The 23574-nt window shown below is 63.8% G+C and carries 24 protein-coding genes; 11 read left to right on the forward strand and 13 right to left on the reverse strand.

Annotated features, from left to right (window positions below):
- Nucleotides 1-15: 15 nt before the first annotated feature.
- From sdhA to sdhC, 3 genes are read right to left on the reverse strand one after another with little or no spacing between them, the layout of a single operon-like run.
- Nucleotides 16-1851 (reverse strand): succinate dehydrogenase flavoprotein subunit, encoded by a 1836-nt coding sequence (gene sdhA, locus AB7245_RS01770; RefSeq protein WP_063980368.1) that lies wholly within the window; start codon nucleotides 1849-1851, stop codon nucleotides 16-18.
- A gap of 3 nt (nucleotides 1852-1854) precedes the next feature.
- Complete coding sequence (sdhD, locus tag AB7245_RS01775) at nucleotides 1855-2259, reverse strand: succinate dehydrogenase, hydrophobic membrane anchor protein (RefSeq protein ID WP_063980369.1); 405 nt, start codon at nucleotides 2257-2259, stop codon at nucleotides 1855-1857.
- Nucleotides 2256-2654: a succinate dehydrogenase, cytochrome b556 subunit gene (sdhC, locus tag AB7245_RS01780; RefSeq protein ID WP_028151914.1), complete on the reverse strand. Its 399-nt coding sequence runs from the start codon at nucleotides 2652-2654 to the stop codon at nucleotides 2256-2258. The genes sdhD and sdhC overlap by 4 nt, the downstream gene beginning before the upstream one ends.
- A 508-nt stretch (nucleotides 2655-3162) precedes the next feature.
- Here sdhC and AB7245_RS01785 point away from each other — a divergent pair.
- On the forward strand, nucleotides 3163-4023 hold the full coding sequence (locus tag AB7245_RS01785) for a sulfite exporter TauE/SafE family protein (RefSeq protein WP_063980370.1): 861 nt from the start codon (nucleotides 3163-3165) through the stop codon (nucleotides 4021-4023).
- A gap of 192 nt (nucleotides 4024-4215) precedes the next feature.
- Here AB7245_RS01785 and AB7245_RS01790 read toward each other — a convergent pair whose 3' ends face one another.
- Nucleotides 4216-5745 carry a malonate--CoA ligase gene (locus tag AB7245_RS01790; protein ID WP_063980371.1) on the reverse strand — a complete coding sequence of 510 codons (1530 nt, stop codon included), beginning with the start codon at nucleotides 5743-5745 and terminating at the stop codon, nucleotides 4216-4218.
- A 95-nt stretch (nucleotides 5746-5840) separates the two neighbouring features.
- On the opposite strand from AB7245_RS01790, the gene AB7245_RS01795 reads away from it, so the two are divergent.
- From AB7245_RS01795 to AB7245_RS01810, 4 genes are all read left to right on the forward strand, one after another.
- Nucleotides 5841-6602, forward strand: a complete 762-nt coding sequence (locus tag AB7245_RS01795; RefSeq protein WP_063980372.1) for an SDR family oxidoreductase — start codon at nucleotides 5841-5843, stop codon at nucleotides 6600-6602.
- Between the two features lie 321 nt (nucleotides 6603-6923).
- Nucleotides 6924-7478, forward strand: a complete 555-nt coding sequence (locus AB7245_RS01800) for a fasciclin domain-containing protein (protein ID WP_063980373.1) — start codon at nucleotides 6924-6926, stop codon at nucleotides 7476-7478.
- Nucleotides 7479-7661: 183 nt separating this feature from the next.
- The gene (locus AB7245_RS01805; RefSeq protein WP_014490675.1) at nucleotides 7662-8291 is read left to right on the forward strand and encodes a cytochrome b/b6 domain-containing protein; all 630 of its coding nucleotides are present in this window, start codon (nucleotides 7662-7664) and stop codon (nucleotides 8289-8291) included.
- Between the two features lie 14 nt (nucleotides 8292-8305).
- Nucleotides 8306-9088: a molybdopterin-binding protein gene (locus tag AB7245_RS01810; RefSeq protein ID WP_354096416.1), complete on the forward strand. Its 783-nt coding sequence runs from the start codon at nucleotides 8306-8308 to the stop codon at nucleotides 9086-9088.
- A gap of 120 nt (nucleotides 9089-9208) precedes the next feature.
- Here AB7245_RS01810 and AB7245_RS01815 read toward each other — a convergent pair whose 3' ends face one another.
- Nucleotides 9209-10411, reverse strand: coding sequence for a YbfB/YjiJ family MFS transporter (locus AB7245_RS01815; RefSeq protein WP_063980375.1), 1203 nt, complete (start codon nucleotides 10409-10411; stop codon nucleotides 9209-9211).
- Nucleotides 10412-10542: 131 nt separating this feature from the next.
- On the opposite strand from AB7245_RS01815, the gene leuB reads away from it, so the two are divergent.
- Both leuB and AB7245_RS01825 read left to right on the forward strand, forming a co-directional pair.
- On the forward strand, nucleotides 10543-11655 hold the full coding sequence (gene leuB / locus AB7245_RS01820; RefSeq protein WP_231143761.1) for a 3-isopropylmalate dehydrogenase: 1113 nt from the start codon (nucleotides 10543-10545) through the stop codon (nucleotides 11653-11655).
- Nucleotides 11656-11796: 141 nt separating this feature from the next.
- Complete coding sequence (locus AB7245_RS01825; RefSeq protein ID WP_231143762.1) at nucleotides 11797-12435, forward strand: DapH/DapD/GlmU-related protein; 639 nt, start codon at nucleotides 11797-11799, stop codon at nucleotides 12433-12435.
- Between the two features lie 73 nt (nucleotides 12436-12508).
- Here the strand turns inward: AB7245_RS01825 and AB7245_RS01830 are convergent, their stop codons facing one another.
- Both AB7245_RS01830 and AB7245_RS01835 read right to left on the reverse strand, forming a co-directional pair.
- Nucleotides 12509-12895 (reverse strand): hypothetical protein, encoded by a 387-nt coding sequence (locus tag AB7245_RS01830; protein ID WP_028158592.1) that lies wholly within the window; start codon nucleotides 12893-12895, stop codon nucleotides 12509-12511.
- 157 nt (nucleotides 12896-13052) lie between these two features.
- A complete protein-coding gene (locus AB7245_RS01835) occupies nucleotides 13053-13841 on the reverse strand; it encodes a hypothetical protein (RefSeq protein WP_063980377.1) in 789 nt (262 codons plus the stop codon).
- Between the two features lie 116 nt (nucleotides 13842-13957).
- Between AB7245_RS01835 and AB7245_RS01840 the strand changes: the two genes are divergently transcribed.
- Entirely contained in the window at nucleotides 13958-14992 is a 1035-nt protein-coding gene (locus AB7245_RS01840; protein WP_063980378.1) for an aspartate-semialdehyde dehydrogenase, read from the forward strand.
- 112 nt (nucleotides 14993-15104) lie between these two features.
- Here AB7245_RS01840 and AB7245_RS01845 read toward each other — a convergent pair whose 3' ends face one another.
- Nucleotides 15105-15749 carry a carbonic anhydrase gene (locus AB7245_RS01845; RefSeq protein WP_439033831.1) on the reverse strand — a complete coding sequence of 215 codons (645 nt, stop codon included), beginning with the start codon at nucleotides 15747-15749 and terminating at the stop codon, nucleotides 15105-15107.
- 169 nt (nucleotides 15750-15918) lie between these two features.
- Here AB7245_RS01845 and AB7245_RS01850 point away from each other — a divergent pair, with 169 nt between their 5' ends.
- A complete protein-coding gene (locus AB7245_RS01850; protein WP_071908673.1) occupies nucleotides 15919-16800 on the forward strand; it encodes an HpcH/HpaI aldolase/citrate lyase family protein in 882 nt (293 codons plus the stop codon).
- Nucleotides 16801-16916: 116 nt separating this feature from the next.
- Here AB7245_RS01850 and AB7245_RS01855 read toward each other — a convergent pair whose 3' ends face one another.
- Nucleotides 16917-17717 carry a Crp/Fnr family transcriptional regulator gene (locus AB7245_RS01855; protein ID WP_063980381.1) on the reverse strand — a complete coding sequence of 267 codons (801 nt, stop codon included), beginning with the start codon at nucleotides 17715-17717 and terminating at the stop codon, nucleotides 16917-16919.
- A 424-nt stretch (nucleotides 17718-18141) separates the two neighbouring features.
- Between AB7245_RS01855 and AB7245_RS01860 the strand changes: the two genes are divergently transcribed.
- Nucleotides 18142-19833 (forward strand): caspase family protein, encoded by a 1692-nt coding sequence (locus AB7245_RS01860; protein ID WP_439033832.1) that lies wholly within the window; start codon nucleotides 18142-18144, stop codon nucleotides 19831-19833.
- A gap of 21 nt (nucleotides 19834-19854) precedes the next feature.
- On the opposite strand, the gene AB7245_RS01865 is transcribed toward AB7245_RS01860, so the two are convergent.
- The 4 genes from AB7245_RS01865 to AB7245_RS01880 all read right to left on the reverse strand — a co-directional run bounded on the left by AB7245_RS01865 (nucleotide 19855) and on the right by AB7245_RS01880 (nucleotide 22667).
- Entirely contained in the window at nucleotides 19855-20274 is a 420-nt protein-coding gene (locus AB7245_RS01865) for a hypothetical protein (protein ID WP_063980383.1), read from the reverse strand.
- 246 nt (nucleotides 20275-20520) lie between these two features.
- Nucleotides 20521-21306, reverse strand: coding sequence for a hypothetical protein (locus AB7245_RS01870; protein WP_063980384.1), 786 nt, complete (start codon nucleotides 21304-21306; stop codon nucleotides 20521-20523).
- A gap of 80 nt (nucleotides 21307-21386) precedes the next feature.
- On the reverse strand, nucleotides 21387-21992 hold the full coding sequence (leuD, locus tag AB7245_RS01875) for a 3-isopropylmalate dehydratase small subunit (RefSeq protein ID WP_014490662.1): 606 nt from the start codon (nucleotides 21990-21992) through the stop codon (nucleotides 21387-21389).
- Nucleotides 21993-22097: 105 nt separating this feature from the next.
- Nucleotides 22098-22667, reverse strand: coding sequence for a pyridoxamine 5'-phosphate oxidase family protein (locus tag AB7245_RS01880; RefSeq protein ID WP_063980385.1), 570 nt, complete (start codon nucleotides 22665-22667; stop codon nucleotides 22098-22100).
- 99 nt (nucleotides 22668-22766) lie between these two features.
- Here AB7245_RS01880 and AB7245_RS01885 point away from each other — a divergent pair, with 99 nt between their 5' ends.
- Nucleotides 22767-23570: a helix-turn-helix transcriptional regulator gene (locus AB7245_RS01885; RefSeq protein ID WP_063980386.1), complete on the forward strand. Its 804-nt coding sequence runs from the start codon at nucleotides 22767-22769 to the stop codon at nucleotides 23568-23570.
- The last annotated feature ends 4 nt before the right edge of the window (nucleotides 23571-23574 follow it).

Genomic DNA, 23574 nt, shown 5'->3' on the forward strand with positions numbered 1-23574 from the left:
GCCTTCGCTGTTCGCTCAGTACACGCGCGCCTTGGGCGGGATGTACTGCACGTCGTTGGTCATGGTGTAGTCGTGAACGGGGCGGTACTCGATCTTGACCTTGCCGGCATCGTCCAGCCAGGCCAGCGTGTGCTTCATCCAGTTCTTGTCGTCGCGCGCGGAGAAGTCCTCGCGGGCGTGGGCGCCACGGCTCTCGGTGCGGTTGGCGGCGGAGTCCATCGTCACCACTGCCTGCGAGATCAGATTGTCGAACTCGAGCGTCTCGATCAGGTCGGAATTCCACACCAGCGAGCGGTCGGACACGGCGATGTCGGTGATGCCGCTGTGGACCTTCTCGATCAGGTTCTGGCCTTCGCTCAGGATGTCGCCGGTGCGGAACACCGCGCAATTGTTCTGCATCACGTGCTGCATGCCTTCGCGCAGCTTCGCGGTCGGCGTGCCGCCGGAGGCGTAGCGGTAATGGTCGAGGCGGCCGAGCGCGAGCTCGGACGAGTTCGCCGGCAGCTCCGGCTGCTTGGCGTTGGGCGTGAGCTTTTCGGCAAGACGCAAAGCGGCGGCGCGGCCGAACACCACGAGGTCGATCAGCGAGTTGGAGCCAAGGCGGTTGGCGCCGTGCACGGAGACGCAAGCCGCTTCGCCGATCGCCATCAGGCCTGGGATGACGGCGTTGTCGTCGCCGTCCCGCTTGGTCAGCACTTCGCCATGATAGTTCGTGGGGATGCCGCCCATGTTGTAGTGCACGGTCGGCACGATCGGGATCGGCTCGCGCGTCACGTCGACATTGGCGAAGATTTTTGCGGATTCGGAGATGCCCGGCAGGCGCTCGGCCAGCACCGCGGGATCGAGATGGTCGAGATGCAGGAAGATGTGGTCCTTCTTCTTGCCGACGCCGCGGCCTTCGCGGATCTCGATGGTCATCGCGCGCGAGACGACGTCGCGCGAGGCGAGGTCCTTCGCGGACGGCGCATAGCGCTCCATGAAGCGCTCGCCCTCGGAATTGACGAGATAGCCGCCTTCGCCGCGCGCGCCTTCGGTGACGAGACAGCCCGAGCCGTAAATGCCGGTCGGGTGGAACTGCACGAACTCCATGTCCTGCATCGGCAGGCCGGCGCGCAGCACCATGCCGCCGCCGTCGCCGGTGCAGGTGTGTGCCGAGGTGCAGGAGGCGTAGGCGCGGCCGTAGCCGCCCGTTGCCAGGATCACGGTCTGGGCGCGGAAGCGGTGCAGCGTGCCGTCGTCCAGCTTGAGCGCGATGACGCCGCGGCAGGTGCCCTGGTCGTCCATGATCAAATCGATGGCGAAGAACTCGATGAAGAACTCGGCCGCGTGACGCAGCGACTGGCCGTACATCGTGTGCAGCATGGCGTGGCCGGTGCGGTCGGCGGCGGCGCAGGTGCGCTGCGCCTGGCCCTTGCCGTAGTCCATGGTCATGCCGCCGAACGGGCGCTGGTAGATCTTGCCGTCCTCGGTGCGCGAGAACGGCACGCCCCAATGTTCGAGCTCGTAGACCGCCTCGGGCGCGTTGCGCACCATGTATTCGATCGCGTCCTGGTCACCGAGCCAGTCCGACCCCTTCACGGTGTCGTACATGTGCCAGCGCCAGTCGTCCTTGTGCATGTTGCCGAGGGAAGCCGAGATGCCGCCCTGGGCCGCGACCGTATGCGAGCGGGTCGGAAACACCTTGGTGATGCAGGCGGTGCGCAGACCGGCTTCGCTGCAGCCGACCACGGCGCGCAGGCCCGCGCCGCCGGCGCCGACCACGACGACGTCATAGGTGTGGTCTTCGATCGGATAGGCTTTGCCGTTGGTGGCGGGAGCGCCGTTGCCCTTGCCATTCGTCGCTGTGGCCATGGGTTACACTCCGGATGAAAGCTTGAGGATCGCGTAGGTCGAGGCGAGCGCCACAGCGATCGAGAAGAAATTGTTGAGCATGATCGAGATGAGCTTCAGCTTCTCGTTATGGATGTAGTCCTCGATCACCACCTGCATGCCGATCTTCATGTGCCAGGCGCTGGCGGCGATGAAGAGCAGCAGGATCACCGCGATCGGCAGCGAGCCGAGGATCTGTGCGGCACCGGCCTGGTTGCGGCCGAGCAGCATCATGATGATCACGAGCACCGGAATCATCAGCAGCGTCATGGCGACGGCGGTGATGCGCTGGCGCCAGAAATCGGACGTACCCGAATGCGCCGCACCGAGATTGCGGACGCGGCCGAGCGGGGTGCGCATGCTGCGCTTGGGCGTATCGGTCGCGCTCATCGTCCGCCTCCGATCGCATAGGCGATGATCCAGATCAGGACCGTGAGCACGATGCCGCCGATCAGCGCGCCCCAGGTCAGGGCCTCGCGCTCATTGGGCTTGAAGCCGTAGCCGAGGTCCCACACGAAGTGCCGGATACCGCTCAGCATATGGTGCATCAGCGCCCAAGTGTAGCCGAACACGATCAGCCGGCCGATGATGCTGCCGGTGAAGGCCTGGACGTGGGAATAGGCGGCGGGGCCGGAAGCCGCCGCGATCAGCCACCAGGCCAGCAGCAGGGTTCCGACGTAGAGCGCGATACCGGTGGCGCGATGGACGATGGACAGCGCCATCGTCAGCGTCCAGCGGTAGACTTGCATGTGGGGGGAAAGCGGTCGTTCGATCCGTGCGGTCATGGGCTTTTGATGTTTATTGCGGCCCAGCAGGGGGCACGCGGGGATCGCGAAAGGTCGGCTCTATTTACGGAGTCGATTTCGCCTGCGCAATCACCAAATCGCCATAAATCGAACCGCGGTTCAGCTCTAGAGCGTTGATGATGCAAGGCCAATCAGTGGCTTGGTATACCAGCACTTCTGTCCGCCAACGAAAAACAGAATATAGATTCATTTGTTCTGAAGGGACCGATGCGCGTTGAAATTGCTATTGGAACGCCTCTAAACGGACCATGCCGTCCAAACCCGCCCGGGGCCGGTCTTTTGAGCCGCTAACGCCTTTCGGACGGCACCAAACAGCTCCCGCCCCGGCCCGTTTTGGCCCCTGTCCGGATATGCGCACCTTGCATTCCACCCCAGCCGCAAGATGTGGCGTGTCGACCGCGAGAATCAGATCGCCTAAAGCTCCGCACGCAGCTTTCCGAAGGCATGTTTCGGAGAAGTTGCGACCAGTCGCCGGGGCAGGTCAGGGGTGATTGCAGGTCTTGATATCAAGGAGATCGTCGAGCTCGCGCTGTTGCTGATCGCAACCGGCGCGCTCTCGGGATTCCTGGCCGGCGTGTTCGGCATTGGCGGGGGCGCGATTCTAGTGCCGGTGTTTTACGAATGCTTCCGGATCGCCGGCGTGCCGCTCGAAGTGCGCATGCCGCTCTGCATCGGCACCTCGCTCGCGGTGATCATTCCGACCTCGATCCGTTCGTTCCAGGCGCACTACAAGCGCGGCGCCGTCGATATGACGATCCTGCGCGTGTGGTGGCTGCCGATCGTGATCGGCGTCGTCGCCGGCAGCGTCATCGCGCGTTACGCGCCGGAGAAGCTGTTCAAGATCGTGTTCGTCTGCGTCGCCTATTCCGCGTCGGCGCGTCTCATCTTCGCGCGCGAGGGCTGGAAGTTCGGCGATGATCTGCCCAAAGGCCCGCTGATGCGCGTCTACGGCTTCTGCGTCGGTATCCTCTCGACGCTGATGGGCATCGGCGGCGGCTTGTTCTCGAACCTGCTGATGACGTTCTACGGCCGGCCCATCCACCAGGCAGTGGCGACCTCGTCGGCACTCGCGGTCCTGATCTCGATCCCCGGCGCGCTCGGCTACATTTATGCCGGCTGGCCGGCGGCGGCGACCTATCCGGCCGTCGCAGCGCTGCAAGTCCCGTTCGCGCTTGGCTACGTCTCGCTGATCGGCGCCGTGCTGGTGATGCCGATGAGCCTCGTGACAGCGCCGCTCGGCGTGAGAGCCGCGCATGCGATGTCGAAGCGAACGCTGGAGGTGGCGTTCGGCTGCTATCTGTTCATCGTCGGAAGCCGGTTTGTGATGAGCTTGGTGGGCGGACAGTGAACGGCTTCGGCTGAACTCCGCGCCACATCCTCCGCTGTCATCGCCCGCGAAGGCGGGCGATCCAGTATTCCACCAGCGCCGGTGATTGATCCGAGAGGCCGCGGCGTACTGGATGCCCCGCCTTCGCGGGGCATGACAGCGTACCGGGTAGAGGCTCCTCGCAATGACGGCGAGAGAGCAGAGCTCCCCCACTCATTTCTTCGCGTAAATATCCTTGTACGTATCCCGCAGCACGTTCTTCTGCACCTTGCCCATCGTATTCCGCGGCAATTCGTCGACGACGAACACGCGCTTGGGCATCTTGAACTTTGCCAGCCTTCCGTCGAGCGCCTTCAGCACCGCGGCCTCGGTGACGTCGGCGCCCTTGTTGCAGACCAGAACCGCCGTGACGCCTTCGCCGAAATCGGCATGCGGCACGCCGATCACGGCGGATTCGACCACGCCGGGCATGGCGTCGAGCTCACTCTCGATTTCCTTGGGGTAGACGTTGAAGCCGCCGGAGATCACGAGATCCTTGCCGCGGCCGAGAATGTGGACGTAGCCCTTGTCGTCGATCTTGCCGAGGTCGCCAGTGATGAAGAAGCCGTCGGGCCGGAATTCGGACTTGGTCTTCTCCGGCATGCGCCAATAGCCCTTGAAGACGTTCGGGCCCTTCACCTCGATCATGCCGATCTCGTCGCGCGGCAGCTCCTTGCCGGTCTCGGGCTCGGTCACGCGCACGGAGACGCCGGGGAGGGGAAAGCCGACCGCGCCGGGCACGCGCTCGCCGTCATACGGGTTCGACGTGTTCATGTTGGTCTCGGTCATGCCGTAGCGCTCGAGCACCGCATGGCCCGTGCGCGCCGACCATTCGCGATGGGTTTCGGCGAGCAGCGGTGCGGAGCCCGAGATGAACAGCCGCATGTGCTTTGTGGTCTCGCGCGACAGCGCGGAGTTCTGGAGCAGCCGCGTGTAGAAGGTCGGCACGCCCATCAGCACCGTGGCGCGCGCCATCAGCTTGATTATGAGATCGGGGTCGAGCTTCGGCAGGAAGATCATCGACGCCCGCGAAAACAGCGTGACGTTGGTCGCCACGAACAGGCCGTGCGTATGGTAGATCGGCAGCGCGTGGATCAGCACGTCCTTGTCGGTGAAGCGCCAATAGCCGACCAGGCTCAGCGAGTTCGACGCGAGATTGTCGTGCGTCAGCATCGCGCCCTTGGAGCGGCCGGTGGTGCCTGACGTGTAGAGGATCGCGGCGAGATCGTCGTTTGCCCGTGAGACGGTCGCGAATTCGCTGCTGGCCTTGTCGGCGGCTTCCGTCAGCGAGCCCTTGCCGTCGGGCCCGAGCGTCTCGACCTTGGCCTTCACCTTGGCGGCGATCGGGGCGAGGCCCTCGGCCTTGGAGGGATCGCAGACCACCAGCGACGGCTCGGCATCGCCGATGAAGTAATCGAGCTCGTTCAGCGTATAGGCCGTGTTCAGCGGCAAATAGACCGCGCCGGCCCGCACGGTGGCGAGATACAGCACGATATTGGCGACCGATTTCTCCACCTGCACCGCGACGCGGTCGCCGGGCTTCACGCCGCGCGCGACCAGCACGTTCGCCATCTGCCCGGCCCGCGCGATCAGGTCGCCATAGCTGATATGGGCGCCGTCCTGCGTCTCGACCGCGAGGCGTTTGGGATCGTCCAGACCGTCGAACAGGCGGGAAAACAGGTTGGCGTTGGCAGCTTGGTTCATGCAAGATTTCCTCGACCGCAAGGCAAACAAGGCCGGTCAAAACCGAGGGCTGGATTAGCAAAAACCGCCCCAATGAAGCAACGGAGACAGTTTGCATGACCAAAAACGGGAAACGCGTGGCCTGGGTGACGGGCGGTGGCAGCGGCATCGGGGAGGCCGGCGCCGAGGCGCTCGCGGCCGACGGCTGGATAGTCGTGGTCTCGGGCCGCCGCAAGGACGCCCTGGATACCGTGGTTGCCAGGATTGCCAAGGCAGGCGGGGCGGCCGAGGCCATTGCGCTCGATGTGTCCAACGCCGCCGAAGCCCAGAAGGCGGCCGATCAAATCGTCGCGAAACACGGCCGCATCGACCTGCTCGTGAACAATGCCGGTATCAATGTCCCCAAGCGGAGCTGGAAGGACATGGAACTGGAGGGCTGGGACGAGCTCGTCCAGGTCAACCTCAACGGCGTGCTGTATTGCATGCGCGCAGTGTTGCCCACGATGCGCAAGCAGCAGGATGGCTCGATCATCAACGTCTCGTCCTGGGCCGGCCGCCACGTCTCGAAGATGCCGGGCCCGGCCTACACCACCACCAAGCATGCGGTGCTGGCGCTGACTCATTCCTTCAACATGGACGAATGCGTCAACGGCCTGCGCGCCTGCTGCCTGATGCCGGGCGAGGTGGCTACTCCCATCCTGAAACTGCGCCCGGTGGTGCCGAGCGAGGAGGAGCAGGCCAAGATGCTGCAATCGGAAGATCTGGGCCGCACCATCGCGTTCATCGCATCGATGCCGCCGCGCGTCTGCATCAACGAGCTGCTGATCAGCCCGACGCATAATCGCGGATTCATTCAGACGCCGAACAACAGGGATTGAGACGAGCACACTGCCGTAGGGTGGGCAAAGGCGCGACGCGCCGTGCCCACCATCTACCCTCGATCGCGAATGAAGTTGGTGGGCACGCTTCGCTTTGCCCACCCTACGGCACCGGGTGCTGAGCCCGCGCTCATACACGGATGCGCCGCTACATAGTTTCACGCATCACGATAAATTATTTCCCGAAACCCCATCGCGAACCCTCCCGTAGTTCGGTCCAACGACGGCACTGCTGCTTCACGCCAAAAGGTCGCAGGCGCCGTTGTTGCCCCAACGCAAACGCCGGCCATTGCCGGTCACAATCCAATCGGGAGACTCTCCATGTCGAAGCGTATTGCCTATCTCGCTGCCGCCGCTTTCAGCGCCCTGGCCATCACCGCGACCGTCGTCGCGCCTGTCCGCGCCGAGGAGAAGACCGTCATGGTCGGTGGCGCCGCGATGTTCCCGTCCAAGAACATCGTCCAGAACGCCGTCAACTCCAAGGATCACACCACGCTGGTCGCGGCGGTGAAGGCGGCCGGCCTGGTGCCGACGCTGGAAAGCAAGGGCCCGTTCACGGTGTTCGCGCCCACCAATGCCGCCTTCGGCAAGCTGCCGGCCGGAACCGTCGACAATCTGGTCAAGCCCGAGAACAAGGCGACCTTGACCAAGATCCTCACCTACCATGTCGTGCCCGGCAAGCTCGAGGCCTCCGACCTCACCGACGGCAAGAAGATGAAGACCGCCGAAGGCGAGGAACTGACCGTGAAGAAGCAGGACGGCAAGGTCTGGATCGTCGATGCCAAGGGCGGCACCTCGATGGTGACGATCTCCAACGTCAACCAGTTGAACGGCGTGATCCATGTGGTCGATACCGTGCTGATGCCGGCGACGTAACACCGCGCGTCCCTGTTTCATCCCGCAAGCAGGATGCGACGAAACGGCGAGCCGGGGGCACCCGGCTCGCTTTATTGTGACCAAGGTCGCCCGCAGACTCGATTCGCCGTCGTGCGGGGGCGTAACGAAAGCGGAAGTATCGGCGTATATTCGGTGTCAGACGACCTTCAGGACGGAACCATCATGTCGAGCCTCACAGTCAGCGACGAGCAGGTCAGCGCCACCCCCGCCAAAGTGATCCAGCCGGCCTGGGTCCGTGTCATGCACTGGACCAACGCGGTCGCCATGATCCTGATGATCCTGTCGGGCTGGCAGATCTACAACGCCTCGCCGCTGTTCGGCTTCAGTTTTCCGCGCGAGTATACGCTTGGCGGCTGGCTCGGCGGTGGCCTGCTCTGGCACTTTGCGGCGATGTGGCTGCTGATGGTCAACGGCCTCGCCTATCTCGTCACCGGCTTCGCCACCGGCCGCTTCCGCAAAAAATTGCTGCCGATCACGCCGTCCGGTGTGCTCCACGACGTCAGGGCTGCCCTGACCTTCAAGCTCGGCCACGACGATCTCACCGTCTACAATTACGTGCAGCGCCTGCTCTATGCCGGCATCATCGTGGTCGGCGTGCTGATCGTGCTGTCGGGCCTGTCGATGTGGAAGCCGGTGCAGCTCTATTATCTCGTGATGCTGTTCGGCGACTATCCGACCGCGCGCTACGTCCATTTCTTCTGCATGGCCGCGATCTGCGCCTTCCTCGTCATTCACGTCTTGCTCGCGCTGCTGGTGCCCAAGAGCCTGCGTGCGATGATCATTGGCCGCTGATTAGGAGACCCGTTATGGCCAAGCGCTCATTCCTCATCCCCGGCGTCGACAAGCGGCTGCTGATCAAGGACTCCATCAAGTCCATGCCGGACTTCACCCGCCGCCGCTTCATCGCCGGCGGCTCCAGCCTCGGCGCGCTGACGCTGCTCACCGGCTGCGACGTCGTCGATTCCTCGTCGGCCGATACCCTGCTCGCGAAGGTCTCGAAGTTCAACGACGCCGTGCAGGCCTGGATGTTCAATCCCGACGCGCTGGCGCCGACCTTCCCGGAAAGCGCGATCACGAAACCGTTTCCGTTCAACGCCTATTACGATCTCGACGACGCGCCCGATGTCGACGGCGCCGACTGGAAGCTCGAGGTGCGCGGTCTCGTCGACAACAAGAAGTCCTGGACGCTGGACGAGCTCTACAAGCTGCCGCAGGTCACGCAGATCACCCGACACATCTGCGTCGAGGGCTGGAGCGCGATCGGAAGCTGGACCGGCACGCCCTTGCGCGATTTCCTCAAGCTGATCGGCGCCGACACGCGCGCAAAGTATGTCTGGTTCCAGTGCGCCGACAAGGACGGCTACAACTCGCCCCTGGACATGCGCAGCGCGCTGCATCCGCAAACCCAGATGACGTTCAAATACGCCAACGAGATATTACCGCGCGCCTACGGCTTCCCGATGAAGATCCGCGTGCCGACGAAACTCGGATTCAAGAACCCGAAATACGTGGTCTCGATGGAAGTCACCAACGACTACAAGGGCGGCTATTGGGAAGACCAGGGGTACAATTCGTTCAGCGGGAGTTAGGCACGCTGCTGTAGGGTGGATTAGCCCTGCGGCTGCGCGAAGCGCGGTCGCACGGCGTAATCCACCTCTTTCGTTTCCGCAGTGGCAGAAGTGGTGGGTTACGCCTTCGGCTAACCCACCCTACGGCACCGATTGCTTGGCCGGCCCCACCTTGCGTTGACACAACGCGGCCACCGCCCCCAACGCCAGCAGCGCCGCCGACACATTCAGCGCGTAACTCAAGCTGCCCAGTGCATCGGTGATCGCACCGACCACGATCGGGCCGAGCGTCTGGCCGACGCCGAACGAGATCGTCATGGCCGCGATCGCGGTCGGCCACATCTCGGGCGGATAGTTGAAGCGCACGAAGGCCGTGGTCGAGCCGACCACGGCGAAGAAGGCAACGCCGAACACGACCGCCGAGACCGCGAGCCACGCCGGCGAATGCCCCAGCATAGGCAACGCCGCGCCGAGCGCGTTGGTGCCGAGGATGATGGCGGTGGCAAGTCCGCCGCGGTCGAGCGCCAGCACGCCGCGCCAGACCCAGGGTGTGACGAAGGCGCTGAGGCCGATCAGGCTCCAGAACGCGGCCTGCGCCGCGGCCCCGCCGCCGCCGTCGCGCACATAGGCGATCATGAAGGTCATGTAGGCGATGTAGCCGGCGCCAAACAGGAAGTAGCCGGCGAGATAGATCAGCACGGGCAGAATCGCGAAGGTGGCGTGGCTGCCTTCCGAGAAACGCACCCCGCTCTCGATGCGGATCAGGAACAGCGGCACGGTCATCACGACGGACAGCAGCGTCAGCGCCCACCACACCAGCCACCACGAGCCCGGCCCGAAATATTGCAGCGTGAACGGGGCGATCAGCCCCGAGGCGAGAATCCCGATGCCGGGCCCGGCGTAGAACAGGCTCAGCAGGAAATTGGCCCGTTCCGGGCGCGACTGCGCGATAGCAGCGGCCAGCGCGCCGCCGGCGACGAAGCCGGCCGCGGCCCCTAAGCCCAGCACGAGACGTGCGAGGCTCAGCGCAACGAAATTGCCGGTCAGTGCGCAGGTGGCGAGCGCGGCGACGCAGGCGAGGGTTCCGCCGCGGATCGCCGCCGACCAGCCGACGCGCTGGATCAGCCGGGACGCGACAAGCGCGCCCACGAGGTAGCCGACGGCATTGATGGTGTTCATGAAACCGGCGGCCGAGTAGGACCAGCCGAGGTCCTCCCGCATATCGGGCAGCACCAGCGCATAGGCAAAGCGGCCGATGCCGAGCCCGACCGTCGCCGCCAGCGACAGGGTCAGGATCAGCCGCGCGGGGTGTGCGTCGGGCGGGGGACGATCAGGGGCGCGCAAGGGATACTCCGGCGTGCGCAGTGTGGCAGGCCCTGCGGGTCTTGCACAGCCGCGAGGCGGCAATGGTGTCTTGCCAAGCGCGCAACGCCGCTCTAGCACTCCGGCCGAATTCGATCTCAGAGGAAACGACCATGGCGACCCACAAATTGCTGCTGCTCCCCGGCGACGGTATCGGCCCCGAGGTGATGGGCGAGGTGAAGCGGCTGATCGACTGGCTCAATTCGGCAGGGATCGCCAAATTCGAGACCGATACCGGCCTGGTCGGCGGCTCCGCCTATGACGCCCACAAGGTGTCGATCTCCGAGGGCGACATGGCCAAGGCGCTGGCCGCCGACGCCATCATCTTCGGCGCGGTCGGCGGCCCGAAGTGGGATGCCGTTCCTTACGAGGTGCGCCCCGAAGCCGGCCTGCTCCGCCTGCGCAAGGATCTCGCCCTGTTCGCCAACCTCCGTCCCGCCGTCTGTTATCCGGCGCTGGCCGATGCCTCCAGTCTGAAGCGTGAGGCGGTCGAGGGTCTCGACATCGTCATCGTGCGCGAGCTCACCGGCGGCGTCTATTTCGGCGAGCCCAAGACCATCACCGATCTCGGCAACGGCCAGAAGCGTGCCGTCGATACCCAGGTCTACGACACCTATGAGATCGAGCGCATCGGCCGCGTCGCCTTCGAGCTTGCGAGGAAGCGCAAGAACAAGGTGACGTCGATGGAGAAGCGCAACGTCATGAAGTCGGGCGTGCTCTGGAATGAGGTCATGACGGCGGTCCACAAGCGCGAATATCCCGACGTCACGCTCGAGCACCAGCTCGCCGATTCCGGCGGCATGATGCTGGTGAAGGCGCCGAAGCAGTTCGACGTCATCGTCACCGACAACCTGTTCGGCGACATGCTGTCCGACATCGCGGCGATGCTGACCGGTTCGCTCGGCATGCTGCCCTCGGCCTCGCTCGGCGAGGTTGATGTGAAGAGCAAGAAGCGCAAGGCGCTGTACGAGCCCGTGCACGGTTCGGCGCCTGACATCGCAGGCCAAGGCCTCGCGAATCCCATCGCGATGATCTCGTCCTTCGGCATGGCGTTGCGCTATTCCTTCGACATGGGCGATCTCGCCGACAAGGTCGATGCCGCGATCGCCGCGGTGCTGGCGAGTGGCCTGCGCACCGCCGACATCAAGTCGGAAGGCACCACGGCCGCCTCGACCACGCAGATGGGCGAAGCGATCCTGAAGGAATTGCAGAAGCTGCACGCGTAGCCACAAACACTGCAATCGTAGGGTGGGCTAAGCGATAGCGCGCCCACCATTTCGATCGCGATTGCCGCGAGATGGTGGGCACGGCGCTTCGCGCCTTTGCCCACCCTACGGCTCTGCCGACGACCTCAGGGAAGCCACCTCATGGATGCCTCGCCCCGCCCCAAGATCGCGGAAACCATCATCCATGAAACGGTCCGCCAGCGCGAAGCCCAGATCGGGCGGCGCTGCGAAATCCTCGCCAACACCCGCATCGAATATGCCGCGCTCGGCGACTACTCCTATCTCGGCGAGAACTGCGAGGTCGCCGACGCGGTGATCGGAAAATTCACCGCCATCGCTAACTCGGTGCGGATCGGCGCGCCCAATCATCCGATGGGCCGGCCGTCCCAGCATCGCTTCACCTATTGCCCTGAATATTACGACGCGACTGCGAGTCGTGACCGCGACTTCTTCGCGGATCGCCGCAGTGACCGCGTCATCGTCGGCAATGATGTCTGGATCGGGCACGCCGCCATCCTGCTACCGGGCGTCACGGTCGGCGACGGCGCGGTGATTGCCGCGGGCGCGGTCGTCAGCCGCGATGTCGAGCCCTACACGATCGTCGGTGGCGTTCCCGCGCGCCCCATCCGCAAGCGATTTGACGATTCGGTCGCCGAAAGCCTGCGCCGCATAGCCTGGTGGGATTGGCCGGACGAACTGATCTTCGAGCGCCTGGGCGATTTCCGCTCCGAGGCGATTGAAGAATTTTGCAGGCGCTACGACCCGGCAGCCAACGCCTGAAGCGGACGCATCTCTCACAAACAAAAATGGCCGGGCGCGAGCCCGGCCATTTTGATTCGGTCGATCATTCCGCTCAGTACAGCGGGAAATTCCGCGGATAGCCGCCGACGTCGGCCGGCGTGCTCAGCGGCTGGCGATCGATCGGGCGGTTGTTGTTCTCGCGGGCGAAGGTCGGATAGCCGATCGCCGGCGGGAAAGCGTAGTCGGAGAACTTGCGGTCGCCCGGATTGACCTCGGTGCCGCCGTCGAGCCAGGAGCGCTTGCTCACATAGAGGCGGGTGCGACCCTGCTGATAGACCGCGTTGGGGCCGCTCGGACCGTAATAGGGCCGGCTGTTGTCGTAACGTTGTTTCTTGGTGTCTGCCGAGGCGGGTGTCGCGAGGGCTGAGGACATGGCAACCACGGCGCCGGCCGCAAGCCACATCGCCAGTTTGTTCGCGGCGGAGAAATTCGAGCTCATCACGTCCCCTTCAGGCGGCAAGCCGCCAATCGATTTCATCCCCATACTAGCCCGGCAAGGGTGGCCGCAACTAGGTCTATTGGGTCACACCAGCTCGGAATAATCGTGCGCGCTGGCAAAAGTTGCATCAATACCAGCCACTTGAGCTTGATGCCGGTTAGAGCGCGCCGCGCAATTGCGCGTTCGCCGCGCCCAGCAGCCAGTCCGACGAACCCTGGGGAGCGCAGGAGCGGCGCTTCAGCTCCGCATGGGCGAACAATTCCGCCAGCTTCGGCTCGTTGCCCGAGGTCAGGAGCGTCAGCCGGTTCAGCGTGCAGGCGATCGCCGCGCGCCGGGCGGGCAGGGTGTCGCCCTGGCAGGAGAAGCCGGAGATCTGGAGCGCCGGCTCTTCGCTGCGCTTGAGGTAGCCGAGGCACGCCCGCGCGGCCTCCGCCGTGCCGGTGGGCCGGAACAGGGCGACGGGACCGAATTTCGTGTCGATCAGGCCGGCCTGCTCGAGCGGCGTTGCGTCACCCAGGCCCATTTGGACCGCCAGGTCCGCTGTCGCCGGGCGGGTCACGTCGAATTCGCCGCCTTCGCGGTAGATCTCGAGCTCCGCCACGGGCTTGTCCGCCTCGCCGGTCCAGCGCATCACGTCCCGGCGACCGCCTTCGGGATGCCTGAGAATGACGTAAGAGGCTGTTTTTTCTGATGAATCGAGCCGACTGAGGGCGAAGGCCGGTTGCGAGCGGTCGGCCACGCTCCACCCCAGCTTCTCGGCGGGCTCATCGTCACGCAGGCTGGGCAGCTGGTCGAGCGCGGCGAGGGCGAGGATGGCAAACAGGACCAGCGCCCCCACATAGGCGAACAGGCGCGCCAGCGTGCCGACGATTTCGTCGGCGAGGGCTGCGAGCGCCAGATGGATCTGGGTAGGGGTTGCGGCCGTGCTGGCCTCTGGCGACTGCATCCACGGCCTTCAGGCATGGTCCAACGTTGTCTTGAGGCCGGTTCTCGCATAGAAGCGCTGCTCTTCCTGTTTAAGCGTCAGCTTCAGGAACGGGCTTTTTCATCGGAGAGTGAACGATGGGTTACAAAGTCGCAGTCGTCGGCGCGACCGGCAATGTCGGACGGGAAATGCTCAACATCCTCGATGAGCGCAAATTCCCCGCGGACGAGGTCGTGGCCCTGGCATCACGCCGCAGCGTCGGCGTCGAGGTCTCCTATGGCGACCGCACCCTGAAGGTCAAAGCGCTCGAGCACTACGACTTCTCCGATGTCGATATCTGCCTGATGTCGGCGGGCGGCTCGGTGTCGAAGGAATGGTCGCCGAAGATCGGCGCCGCCGGCACGGTCGTGATCGACAACTCGTCCGCCTGGCGCATGGATCCGGACGTGCCGCTGATCGTGCCGGAAGTGAACGCGGACGCGACGGCCGGCTTCAAGAAGAAGAACATCATCGCCAACCCGAACTGCTCGACCGCGCAGCTCGTGGTCGCGCTGAAGCCGCTGCACGACAAGGCGACGATCAAGCGCGTCGTGGTCTCGACCTATCAATCGGTCTCGGGCGCCGGCAAGGATGCGATGGACGAATTGTTCTCGCAGACCAAGGCCGTCTACACCAACAGCGAGCTGATCGCGAAGAAATTCCCCAAGCGCATCGCCTTCAACGTCATCCCCCAGATCGACGTCTTCATGGAGGACGGCTACACCAAGGAAGAGTGGAAGATGATGGCGGAGACCAAGAAGATCCTTGATCCCAAGATCAAGCTCTCCGCGACCTGCGTGCGCGTGCCGGTGTTCGTCGGCCACTCCGAGGCCGTCAACATCGAGTTCGAGAATCCGATCACGGCGGACGAGGCACGCGACATCCTCCGCAAGGCGCCGGGCTGCCTCGTCATCGACAAGCAGGAGCCCGGTGGCTACGCCACGCCGTATGAAGCCGCCGGCGAGGACGCCACCTATATCAGCCGCATCCGCGAGGACGCGACGGTGGAGAACGGCCTCGTGCTGTGGTGCGTGTCCGACAATCTTCGCAAGGGCGCGGCGCTCAACGCCATCCAGATCGCGGAAGTCCTGATCAACCGCAAGCTGATCAGCGCGAAGAAGAAGGCGGCGTAACGCACGCTACCGTAGGGTGGGCAAAGGCGCGAAGCGCCGTGCCCACCATCTCTCCCCGATTGCGATAGAAGTGGTGGGCACGGCGCGTTGCGCCTTTGCCCACCCTACGAATTCAAGCCGCGTTGCGCACGCTCTTGAATTCCTTCGCGACCTTGTCCAGCACGAACAGCGACCCCTCTGCCACGCCGAAATAGGCGCCATGGGTCTGCATCTGGCCTGAGTCCACCGCCTTCTGCACGAACGGAAACGTCATCAGGTTTTCCAGGCTGCGGAACACCGCGGCCTTCTCGATGCGCTCGACGAACTGTGCCATGGTTTCGTGGTCGCGCTGCTCGACCACTTCGCCCGGCTTGATGAACATCTGCATCCATTTGCCGATGAAGTCGCCCGGCGTGAGCGGCTCGATCTTGTCGACGAAGGCGCGGATGCCGCCGCATTGCGCGTGCCCGAGCACGACGATGTGCTTCACCTCCAGCACCGTCACGGCATATTCCAGCGCCGCGGAGACGCCGTGCGCATTGCCGTCGGGCTGATACACCGGCACCAGGTTGGCGATGTTGCGGACGACGAACAGTTCACCCGGGCCGACGTCGAAGATCACCTCGGGCGAGACGCGGCTGTCGCAGCAGCCGATCACCATCACTTCCGGGAACTGCCCCTTCACCGACAGCTCGCGATAGCGGCTCTGCTCGGTCGGCAGCCGCTGGGTGGCGAAGGCCTTGTAGCCTTCCAGCAAATGCTTCGGGAATGTGATCATGGCCTATGCCTAACCATAGACCAGAGGGGCGAACAAGCCTTTCGAATAGGCAGGCCAGATGCTATCGGCTTGGCTTGTTGTTTGAGCATGATCCTTTCGGAAAACCGCCGCACACTTTTCCGGGATCATGCTTCAGAATAGACCTGAGGAAACTGGAAGGAATGCTCGCATGACCCGCCCGCGCCGCAGCCATCTGTTCATGCCCGGCTCCAACCCCCGCGCGCTGGAAAAGGCGCGAAATCTCGCCGCTGACGGCTTGATCCTCGATCTGGAAGATTCCGTCGCCCCCGACCTCAAGGGGGTGGCGCGTGACGGCATCGCCGCTGCGATCGCGGACAAGGGGTTCGGCAAGCGCGAGATTTTGATCCGGACCAACGGCCTCGACACGCCCTGGTGGGCCGATGACGTCGCAATGGCCGCCAAGGCCTCGCCTGACGGCATTCTGGTTCCAAAAGTTTCAAGCATCGAGGATCTCCAGGCGATCGGCGCTCGCCTTGCCGAGCTCGGCGCCGCGCCGACGGTGAAAGTCTGGGCGATGATCGAGACCGCGCGCGCCGTGCTTCATGCCGAGGAGCTGGCCGCCGCGGGCCGCGATCCCAAGACGCGCCTCTCCGGTTTCGTGTTCGGCCCGAACGACATATCGCGCGAGACGCGCATCAAGATGCTGCCGGGCCGCGCGGCGATGATCCCGATGATCACCCATTGCATTCTGGCGACGCGCGCCCATGGCCTCGAGATCCTTGACGGCCCCTACAGCGACATCGCGAATTCAGACGGTTTTGCCACCGAATGCGCACAGGGCCGCGACCTCGGCTTCGACGGCAAGACGCTGATCCATCCGTCGCAGATCGAGGCCTGCAACGCGATCTTCACGCCGCCCGAAGAGGAAGTCGCGCGCGCGCGAAAGATCATCGCGGCGTTCGAGCTGCCTGAGAACGTCTCGCGCGGCGCGATCCGGCTCGATGGCGCAATGGTGGAGCGCCTGCACGCCGACATGGCGCGGCGCACGATCGAGATCGCGGACGCGATCGCAGCGATGAGCAAGGGCTGAGGCGTCAACTCGAAGAAGCGATATCCGCTTTTCCCCGCCAGACGGACATCTTCTCGACGTCAAGAGGACTGCCGCTTGTGACCCATGCGGTCATCGCGGCGGTCAGTCCCAATCGCCTATTTTCCCGCCCGCGAAGCGGCTCTGGATTCGTCACCCGCGACGATGGCGCTTTCGCGGGACGGCGCATCGACAGGCTGCGGCGCCGCCAATTCCTGGCAATACATCTGATCGATCTTGCGCTGCATGAGCGCATAGCAATCGCATGCGACCTTCTCGAGCCGCGCCCGATGGATCTCGACAAACCCGCGCCGGTCGGACGGGACGGCGCCGGCATCGCGTAGCTTGCTCATCGTCAGGGTCACTGTCGTCCGTCGCACCCCAAGCAATTGCGCAAGCGCCTCGTGCGTCACCGGAAGCCGGTCATCGGGAACGCGGTCGTGCAGCTGCAGGAGCCACCGCGCCATGCGGCCATCGACCCGGTGCAGCGCGTTGCAGGCGGCGACGTGCTGGAGCTGCAACAACACCGCGCGGGCGTGGACTTGCACGACGTTCCTGATGGCGGCGCTTTGCGCAAAGGCCGCGCGAAACTTGGCGGCGGAAATCAGCGATGCTGTGCCGGCGATCCGAGCAATCGCGGTCACGGATGACAGCGACGGGCCGAGCACGGAGAACGAGGCCAAAGCGCCTTCCCGTCCCATCAAGGTGGTTGCGACCGTTTGCCCGTCCGGCATATCGATCATGAAGGCGATGGCGCCGCTATGGGGAAAATAAACCGGGTCGAGCTCATCGCCCGACCGCACCAGGATGGCATCGGGTTCGAACGAGACCTTCTGGAAGTAGGGCGTGAGCAAACCGAGATCCGCCGGCGGCAACGCCGCCAATAGTCGATTCCCGATGCCCGTGCGGTGGACGGTCACGGCGCTTTCCGGTGAACGAGCACCCAACGAACGACGGTAACCATCTATTTCGTTTGCCATGATTGTCCGGAATTCGAATTGCCGAAGGGCAACCATCCAAACAGAGCCATTCGTCGAGATCAAGCACGGACAATTGCGGAGACCTTGCCGGCATCCTCGCCGCGCAAACAGGGCCTTGCATACATCATACTATTGACGCCCTTTGCTACTGGGCGAGGTGCCACACGTGGTGATCGACCAGTGATTGTTGCGGCGGCGCGTGAGTTTGCCCTGGCCCGGGCGCTTCCGCGCCGATGCCGAGCTGCACCGGCATCGTCAGCTGCTTGTCGTCGGCTCGTCCCGACGACGGCCGTTTCGCCGAAGTCCACGATCTCGGCTTTTCCCGTTGCGGTGGTGAACAGGGGTGCTACCCTCGAAGCCATTGGTGGGTTCGGGCAATCTATTGATGCGTTTTTTTGGGGCAGCTGTCTTTCTCGTCATGTCGCTTTTGTCCGCTCAGCCCGCCCTTGCGCAGGCGCGGGTTGCGCTTGTCATCGGCAATGGCGCCTACGAGAAGGTGCCCGAGTTGCCGAACCCGACTCGCGACGCGGCCGACATCGGCCGCGCGCTGGAGCGGCTGGATTTCAAGGTCACTCAAGTCAAGAACGCCACCGCGCAAGAGATGAGGAAGGCCGTCGTTGAGTTCGGCCGATCCGCCGAAATGTCCGACATCGCCGTCGTGTTCTACGCCGGGCACGGCATGGAAGTCGGCGGCGAGAATTGGCTGATCCCGATCAGCGCCGAGCTGCGCAGCGATACCGACGCCGAAAGCGAGGCGATCAGCCTGCGTTCGGTGAGCCTTCAGGTTTCGAAGGCACGGAAGTTGGGCCTCGTGATACTTGACGCGTGCCGCAACAACCCTTTTGCTGCGAAGATGAAGCGCTCGTTGAGCACCCGGGCCGTGGCTCGCGGGCTCGCGCCGACGGAGCCGTCCGACAATGTCCTGATCGCGTATGCCGCCCGGGACGGCACCACGGCAAGCGACGGCGAAGGCCGGAATAGCCCCTTCACGACGTCGCTGCTTCGCCACATCGAAACGCCCGGCCTGGAGATATCGTTTCTGTTTCGCCGGGTTCGTGACGACGTGATGGCGGCAACCAGGCGCGAACAGCAGCCTTTCGTGTATGGCTCGTTGTCGAAGGAAGAGATTTACCTCAAGGCCCCCGCCGTCGCCGCTCAGGCGCCAGCTGCATCAACTCCGGCGCCCGCAGCTCCCGCGGAAGACGAGAAGTTCTGGCAGGCTGTCCGGACGTCGTCGGTGGCAGCTCTCTTTGAGGAATTTCTCGCCAGATACCCCCGCAGCGACCACGCCGTCGAAGCCCGCCAACGAATCAAGGATCTCAAGGCCAGCGAAGTTGCGGCGCTATCATCTCCGGCTGCTGCCCCGAAATCGGATGCGGGCGGGCGCCAGGAGCCTGATGCCAAGCGCGTCGTGCGAAATCCATTTACGCCCGACGACAACAAAAAAATCTCTGTCATCGCGGCAGCTCAGCACCTCGAATTGCCGAGCTTCGCCATCTCGTCCGATCAGAACGATCCACTCAACGCCAATTCCAGGTTTGTCGGCGTGTGGTCCAACAAGCGCGGGTGGACCAATGGCAAGGGACGCTACGCCATGCTGATCATCACGGAGGTCTCCGCGACGGGCTTGGCCAAAGGATACTACCTCTGGGGGCCGCCCACGAAACAATCATGGGCGAAGGATGTGGCGGGATACAAATCGTTCGCCGAGTTCATTTCGAACGATAAATTCTCCATCAATGGAACGCCTGTCACGGTCAAGCTGGACAAGAACGTCCTTGCCCTGACTTCCATCAATAAGGAGAATCCGTCGGAGACCGCGACTATCGAGCTTCGTCCAGTCTGGCAGCTTGTGCCGGTGCCCGAGGATGCCGAACCTCCGACCAAACGCGATAAGACGTCGCGAGCTCATGCAGTCAAGAAAGAGAGCGCGGCCGAACCTGGCCCTCCGGGTCATGCCGGCGGAGCGAGTATGGAAGAGCGCTATCGAGCATGCAGAAAGCTCGTGAAGGGATTTGCCCAGCGCGACGCTTGCGCGCGAAACGGCACGATCTGATCTTTCGATCCAGACGACGCGTCAGCGCGGGGCGACGTCGGCCCGATCGAGCGACTCCAGCGTCGACGCATTGGCACAATAGCCGTGGTAGTTCTCCGCGGCGGTGCCATCGGCGAGATCGCGGTCGCATTGTCCCTTGTGATTGCAGAGCGAGCAGACGCGCTCCATGTCGCGGAGCAGCAGCGGCTGCGCACGACCGAGCCTGTCTGCGCTGATGCCGAGCTGCTCGAGCATCTTCAGCAGCTCGTCGGCAGCGTGCTTGCCGTGACGGACCAGCTCCTCCAGATCGTCAGGCGCGATCCTGAGATCTTGCGCGATCCGGTCGAAATCGGCGCGATCGAGCTGCCGCATCTCGTTCATCTCGCGGCGATGCTTCAGCCAGTTCGCGAAGGATTCGATGAGATCCTGTACGATGGGATAAGGCCTACTTGCGGTGCTCATGCGAGGCTCCGTTCGGGTCGTGGAATTGGAGCCAGACTAGGCACAATGGTGCAGGAGCGCGTTGCGCTGGATCAAATTGAGAATGGGTCAAGAAGGCAGGTCGCGTGTCCCGGACGCGGTGCGGCGCGAAGTGCCGCTCCGCAGAGCCGGGACCCATCTTGCCACATGCTGGGCCCCGGCTCAGCAGCGCATCACTGACGTGCTGCGCTGCGTCGGGGCACGAGCGTGCCGCGCAGCGGAGAGAGCTCAGCTAAACCGCTCCGTCGCCCATGCATACAGGCTGCCCGGGATCGGCTTTTCGCCGCCACGGCCCTTGGGCGAGATGTGCAGGCCGATGATTTCGGGGTTAGTGACGAGGCCGAGATAGCTCGAGGGATCGAAGAACAGTTTTGGCTCGGCATGCACGGCGTAGAACGATTGCTTCGGCAGTGCGTTTTGTAATTCACCGGTGCGGCGCGCGAGCGCAGTGAGCGCCGCCGGTCCGAAGATCGCGACGCGAATATCCGAGAGACGGTTCGAGCCCCCGCGCAGGCGACGCATCATGAAGGTGATGCGATGGCGCACCGACAGCCAGTTCGGCGTCAGCTCCTCCTGCTCCATCAGCTCCTCGAAGGCGGCAACGATGCCGTGCTTCGCCGGCAGATAGATCACGGAATTGCCGAGCTGGCGCGGCCGCTCCCAGGCGAAGTAGGGCTTTGCTGGATCGATCTCGACGGGTTTCAGCAGCAGCACGTCGGCATCGAGCCAGAGGCCGAGGTTCTTCGCCATCAGCTTCATGCGGAAGAAGTCGCTGAACTGCAGCGTGGTCCAGTCGCGCCAGCTTCCGTCCGGCTGCGGCGGTCGCAATCGTTCGGAGAACGCGTGCGGCAGGATCGCCTCGGCATCCGCATTCCCGATGCCCGCGGGCAGGCCGGGAATGGTGTCGAAACTGTAGACCGTGACCTTGTGGCCGGCCGCGAGCTGCGAGCGCAGACAGGTCTGGCGCAGTGCGTCCATCGGGCCGTGCCAGAAGGTGACGATGTCGGGCAGCATGCGCGTCAATCTAGGGGTTAATCAGGGCAAAGAAAAAGCCCCGGCGCTCGTCGCACCGGGGCTCGAACTGGAGCTCGATCTCAGGCCCAGGCGCGTTCGCGCTTGAGCTTTTCCTCGTAGGTGTCGATCGAGGCCTTCTTCTCCATCGTCAGGCCGATGTCGTCGAGGCCGTTGATCAGGCAGTGCTTGCGGAACGGGTCGATCTCGAACTTGACCTTGCCGCCGTCGGGGCCGCGGATCTCCTGGTTCGGCAGGTCGATCGTCAGCGTCGCATTGGCGCCGCGCTCGGCGTCGTCGAACAGCTTGTCGAGATCTTCCTGCGAGACGCGGATCGGCAGAATGCCGTTCTTGAAGCAGTTGTTGTAGAAGATGTCGCCGAACGAGGTCGAGATCACGCAGCGGATGCCGAAGTCGAGCAGCGCCCAGGGCGCGTGCTCGCGGCTCGAGCCGCAGCCGAAATTGTCGCCGGCGACCAGCACCTTCGAATTGCGATAGGCAGGCTGGTTGAGCACGAAATCCGGATTCTCGCTGCCATCGTCCTTGTAGCGCTGCTCGGAGAAGAGCCCCTTGCCAAGGCCGGTGCGCTTGATGGTCTTGAGGTACTGCTTCGGAATGATCATGTCGGTGTCGACATTGATGATCTTCAGCGGCGCCGCGACGCCTTCCAGCGTGGTGAACTTGTCCATTTCAGGCTTCCCGGTTTGAAGTCAGGGGAGGGCTATTTAGCCCGGTTGGCACACAAATCCTAGGCCGGATTCGGCAGGCCTAGGGGCGTAAATCGAGGTTCGTCTTCAGCCTGGCGGAGCCATGCTGTCAGGGGCAAAGCCGGTCGGCAGGCCGTCGATGCTCTTCATGTTCTTCAGACCCCAGTATTTTCGCAAATTGTTGACACCCTGCGCCGTCCAGTAGCGCACGAGGCTGCCGCGTTCTTGTCTGTAGTCGAACAGCGGCACGCCCATACCGCATGACGTCTGCACGAGGTCGACCGAGAGGCGCACGATTTGGCGGGCGCCTGCCATGTCCTCGAAGTCAGGAACGAGATCGGAATATTCCGGCGTGCCGCGCATGAGCGATCGAGCCTGGCCATAGAGCCGCAGGATCATCGGGGCGCCGTCGAAGGCGCAAAACATGATGGTCAGCCGCTTGTCGTCGGAGGCGGTCAGATGCGCACGGGTCTCGCTGCCGCTGCCGGTGCAATCGAGGTAGGCGACGTCGCTCTCTCCCAGCACCCGGAATGCCGACAGGCCCTTGGGAGACACGTTGATGCGTCCCTTCGGCGGGGCGCTCGCGACGAAGAAGATCTTCTGCCGTTCGATGAAAGCCCTGTGCTCAGGTTCGATCCTTGCGAATTGCCTGCCCATACCCGTTCGTCCTTTCCGCAGCGACGCCGCAGCGGCAAAGAGTTAGCATGCCGATTATACCCGTTTAAGAATGTTATTTATGCTGGTATAAAAACCACCATGAAGGGACCAGACCCGATCGCTCCAGCTCTCTCGCTCAGCGCGTTCCTGCGCGCGCTCCGGGAGCGCCAGTCTCCGGCAGAATTCGGCCTCGCCGCCGGAGCACGGCGGCGCACGCCCGGCCTCCGGCGCGAGGAGGTCGCTCAGCTCTGCGGATTGAGCGTCACCTGGTACACGTGGATCGAGCAGGGTCGCGATGTCTCCGTCTCGGCTTCGACACTTGCGCGCCTCGCACGCGGATTGCGCCTGTCACGAGCGGAGCGCAGCTATCTGTTCGAAGTTGGGGGCAAGCGCGATCCCGAGCGTCCCGGCCACAGGGATGATCCGCCTGAGGAGGTGCTGGCCTGCGTCGATGCGATCGAAGGGCCGGCCTACATTCTCGATCGCACATGGGGTGCGCGTCGTTGGAATGCGAAAGCGTCCCGGTTGTTTGCCGGATGGCTCGATGCTGACGGCGAAAAAAATCTTCTGCGCTACATCTTCCTCAGGCCCGAGGCGCGAACACTGATCCTCGACTGGACCTCACGCGCGCAACGCGTCGTCGCAGAATTCCGCGCCGCTGTTACAGCCTATTCCGACGATCCGGACATTCGCCGGCTCGTCGAGGAACTGAGAGTTGGAAGCCCCGATTTCGAACGCTGCTGGGAGACGCAGGGGGTTCTGGCACGCGAAGGCGGCGAGCGTGCGTTCGATCATCCGACCATGGGACTGCTGCACTATCAGCAGGTGTCGCTGTCTCTCGCGGGCTGGTCCGACTATCGACTGACGATGCTTCTCGCTGCGCCAACCATACGCAACCGATGACGTC

The sequence above is a fragment of the Bradyrhizobium sp. 604_D8_N2_3 genome (assembly GCF_051810765.1).
Classification (GTDB): domain Bacteria; phylum Pseudomonadota; class Alphaproteobacteria; order Rhizobiales; family Xanthobacteraceae; genus Bradyrhizobium; species Bradyrhizobium barranii.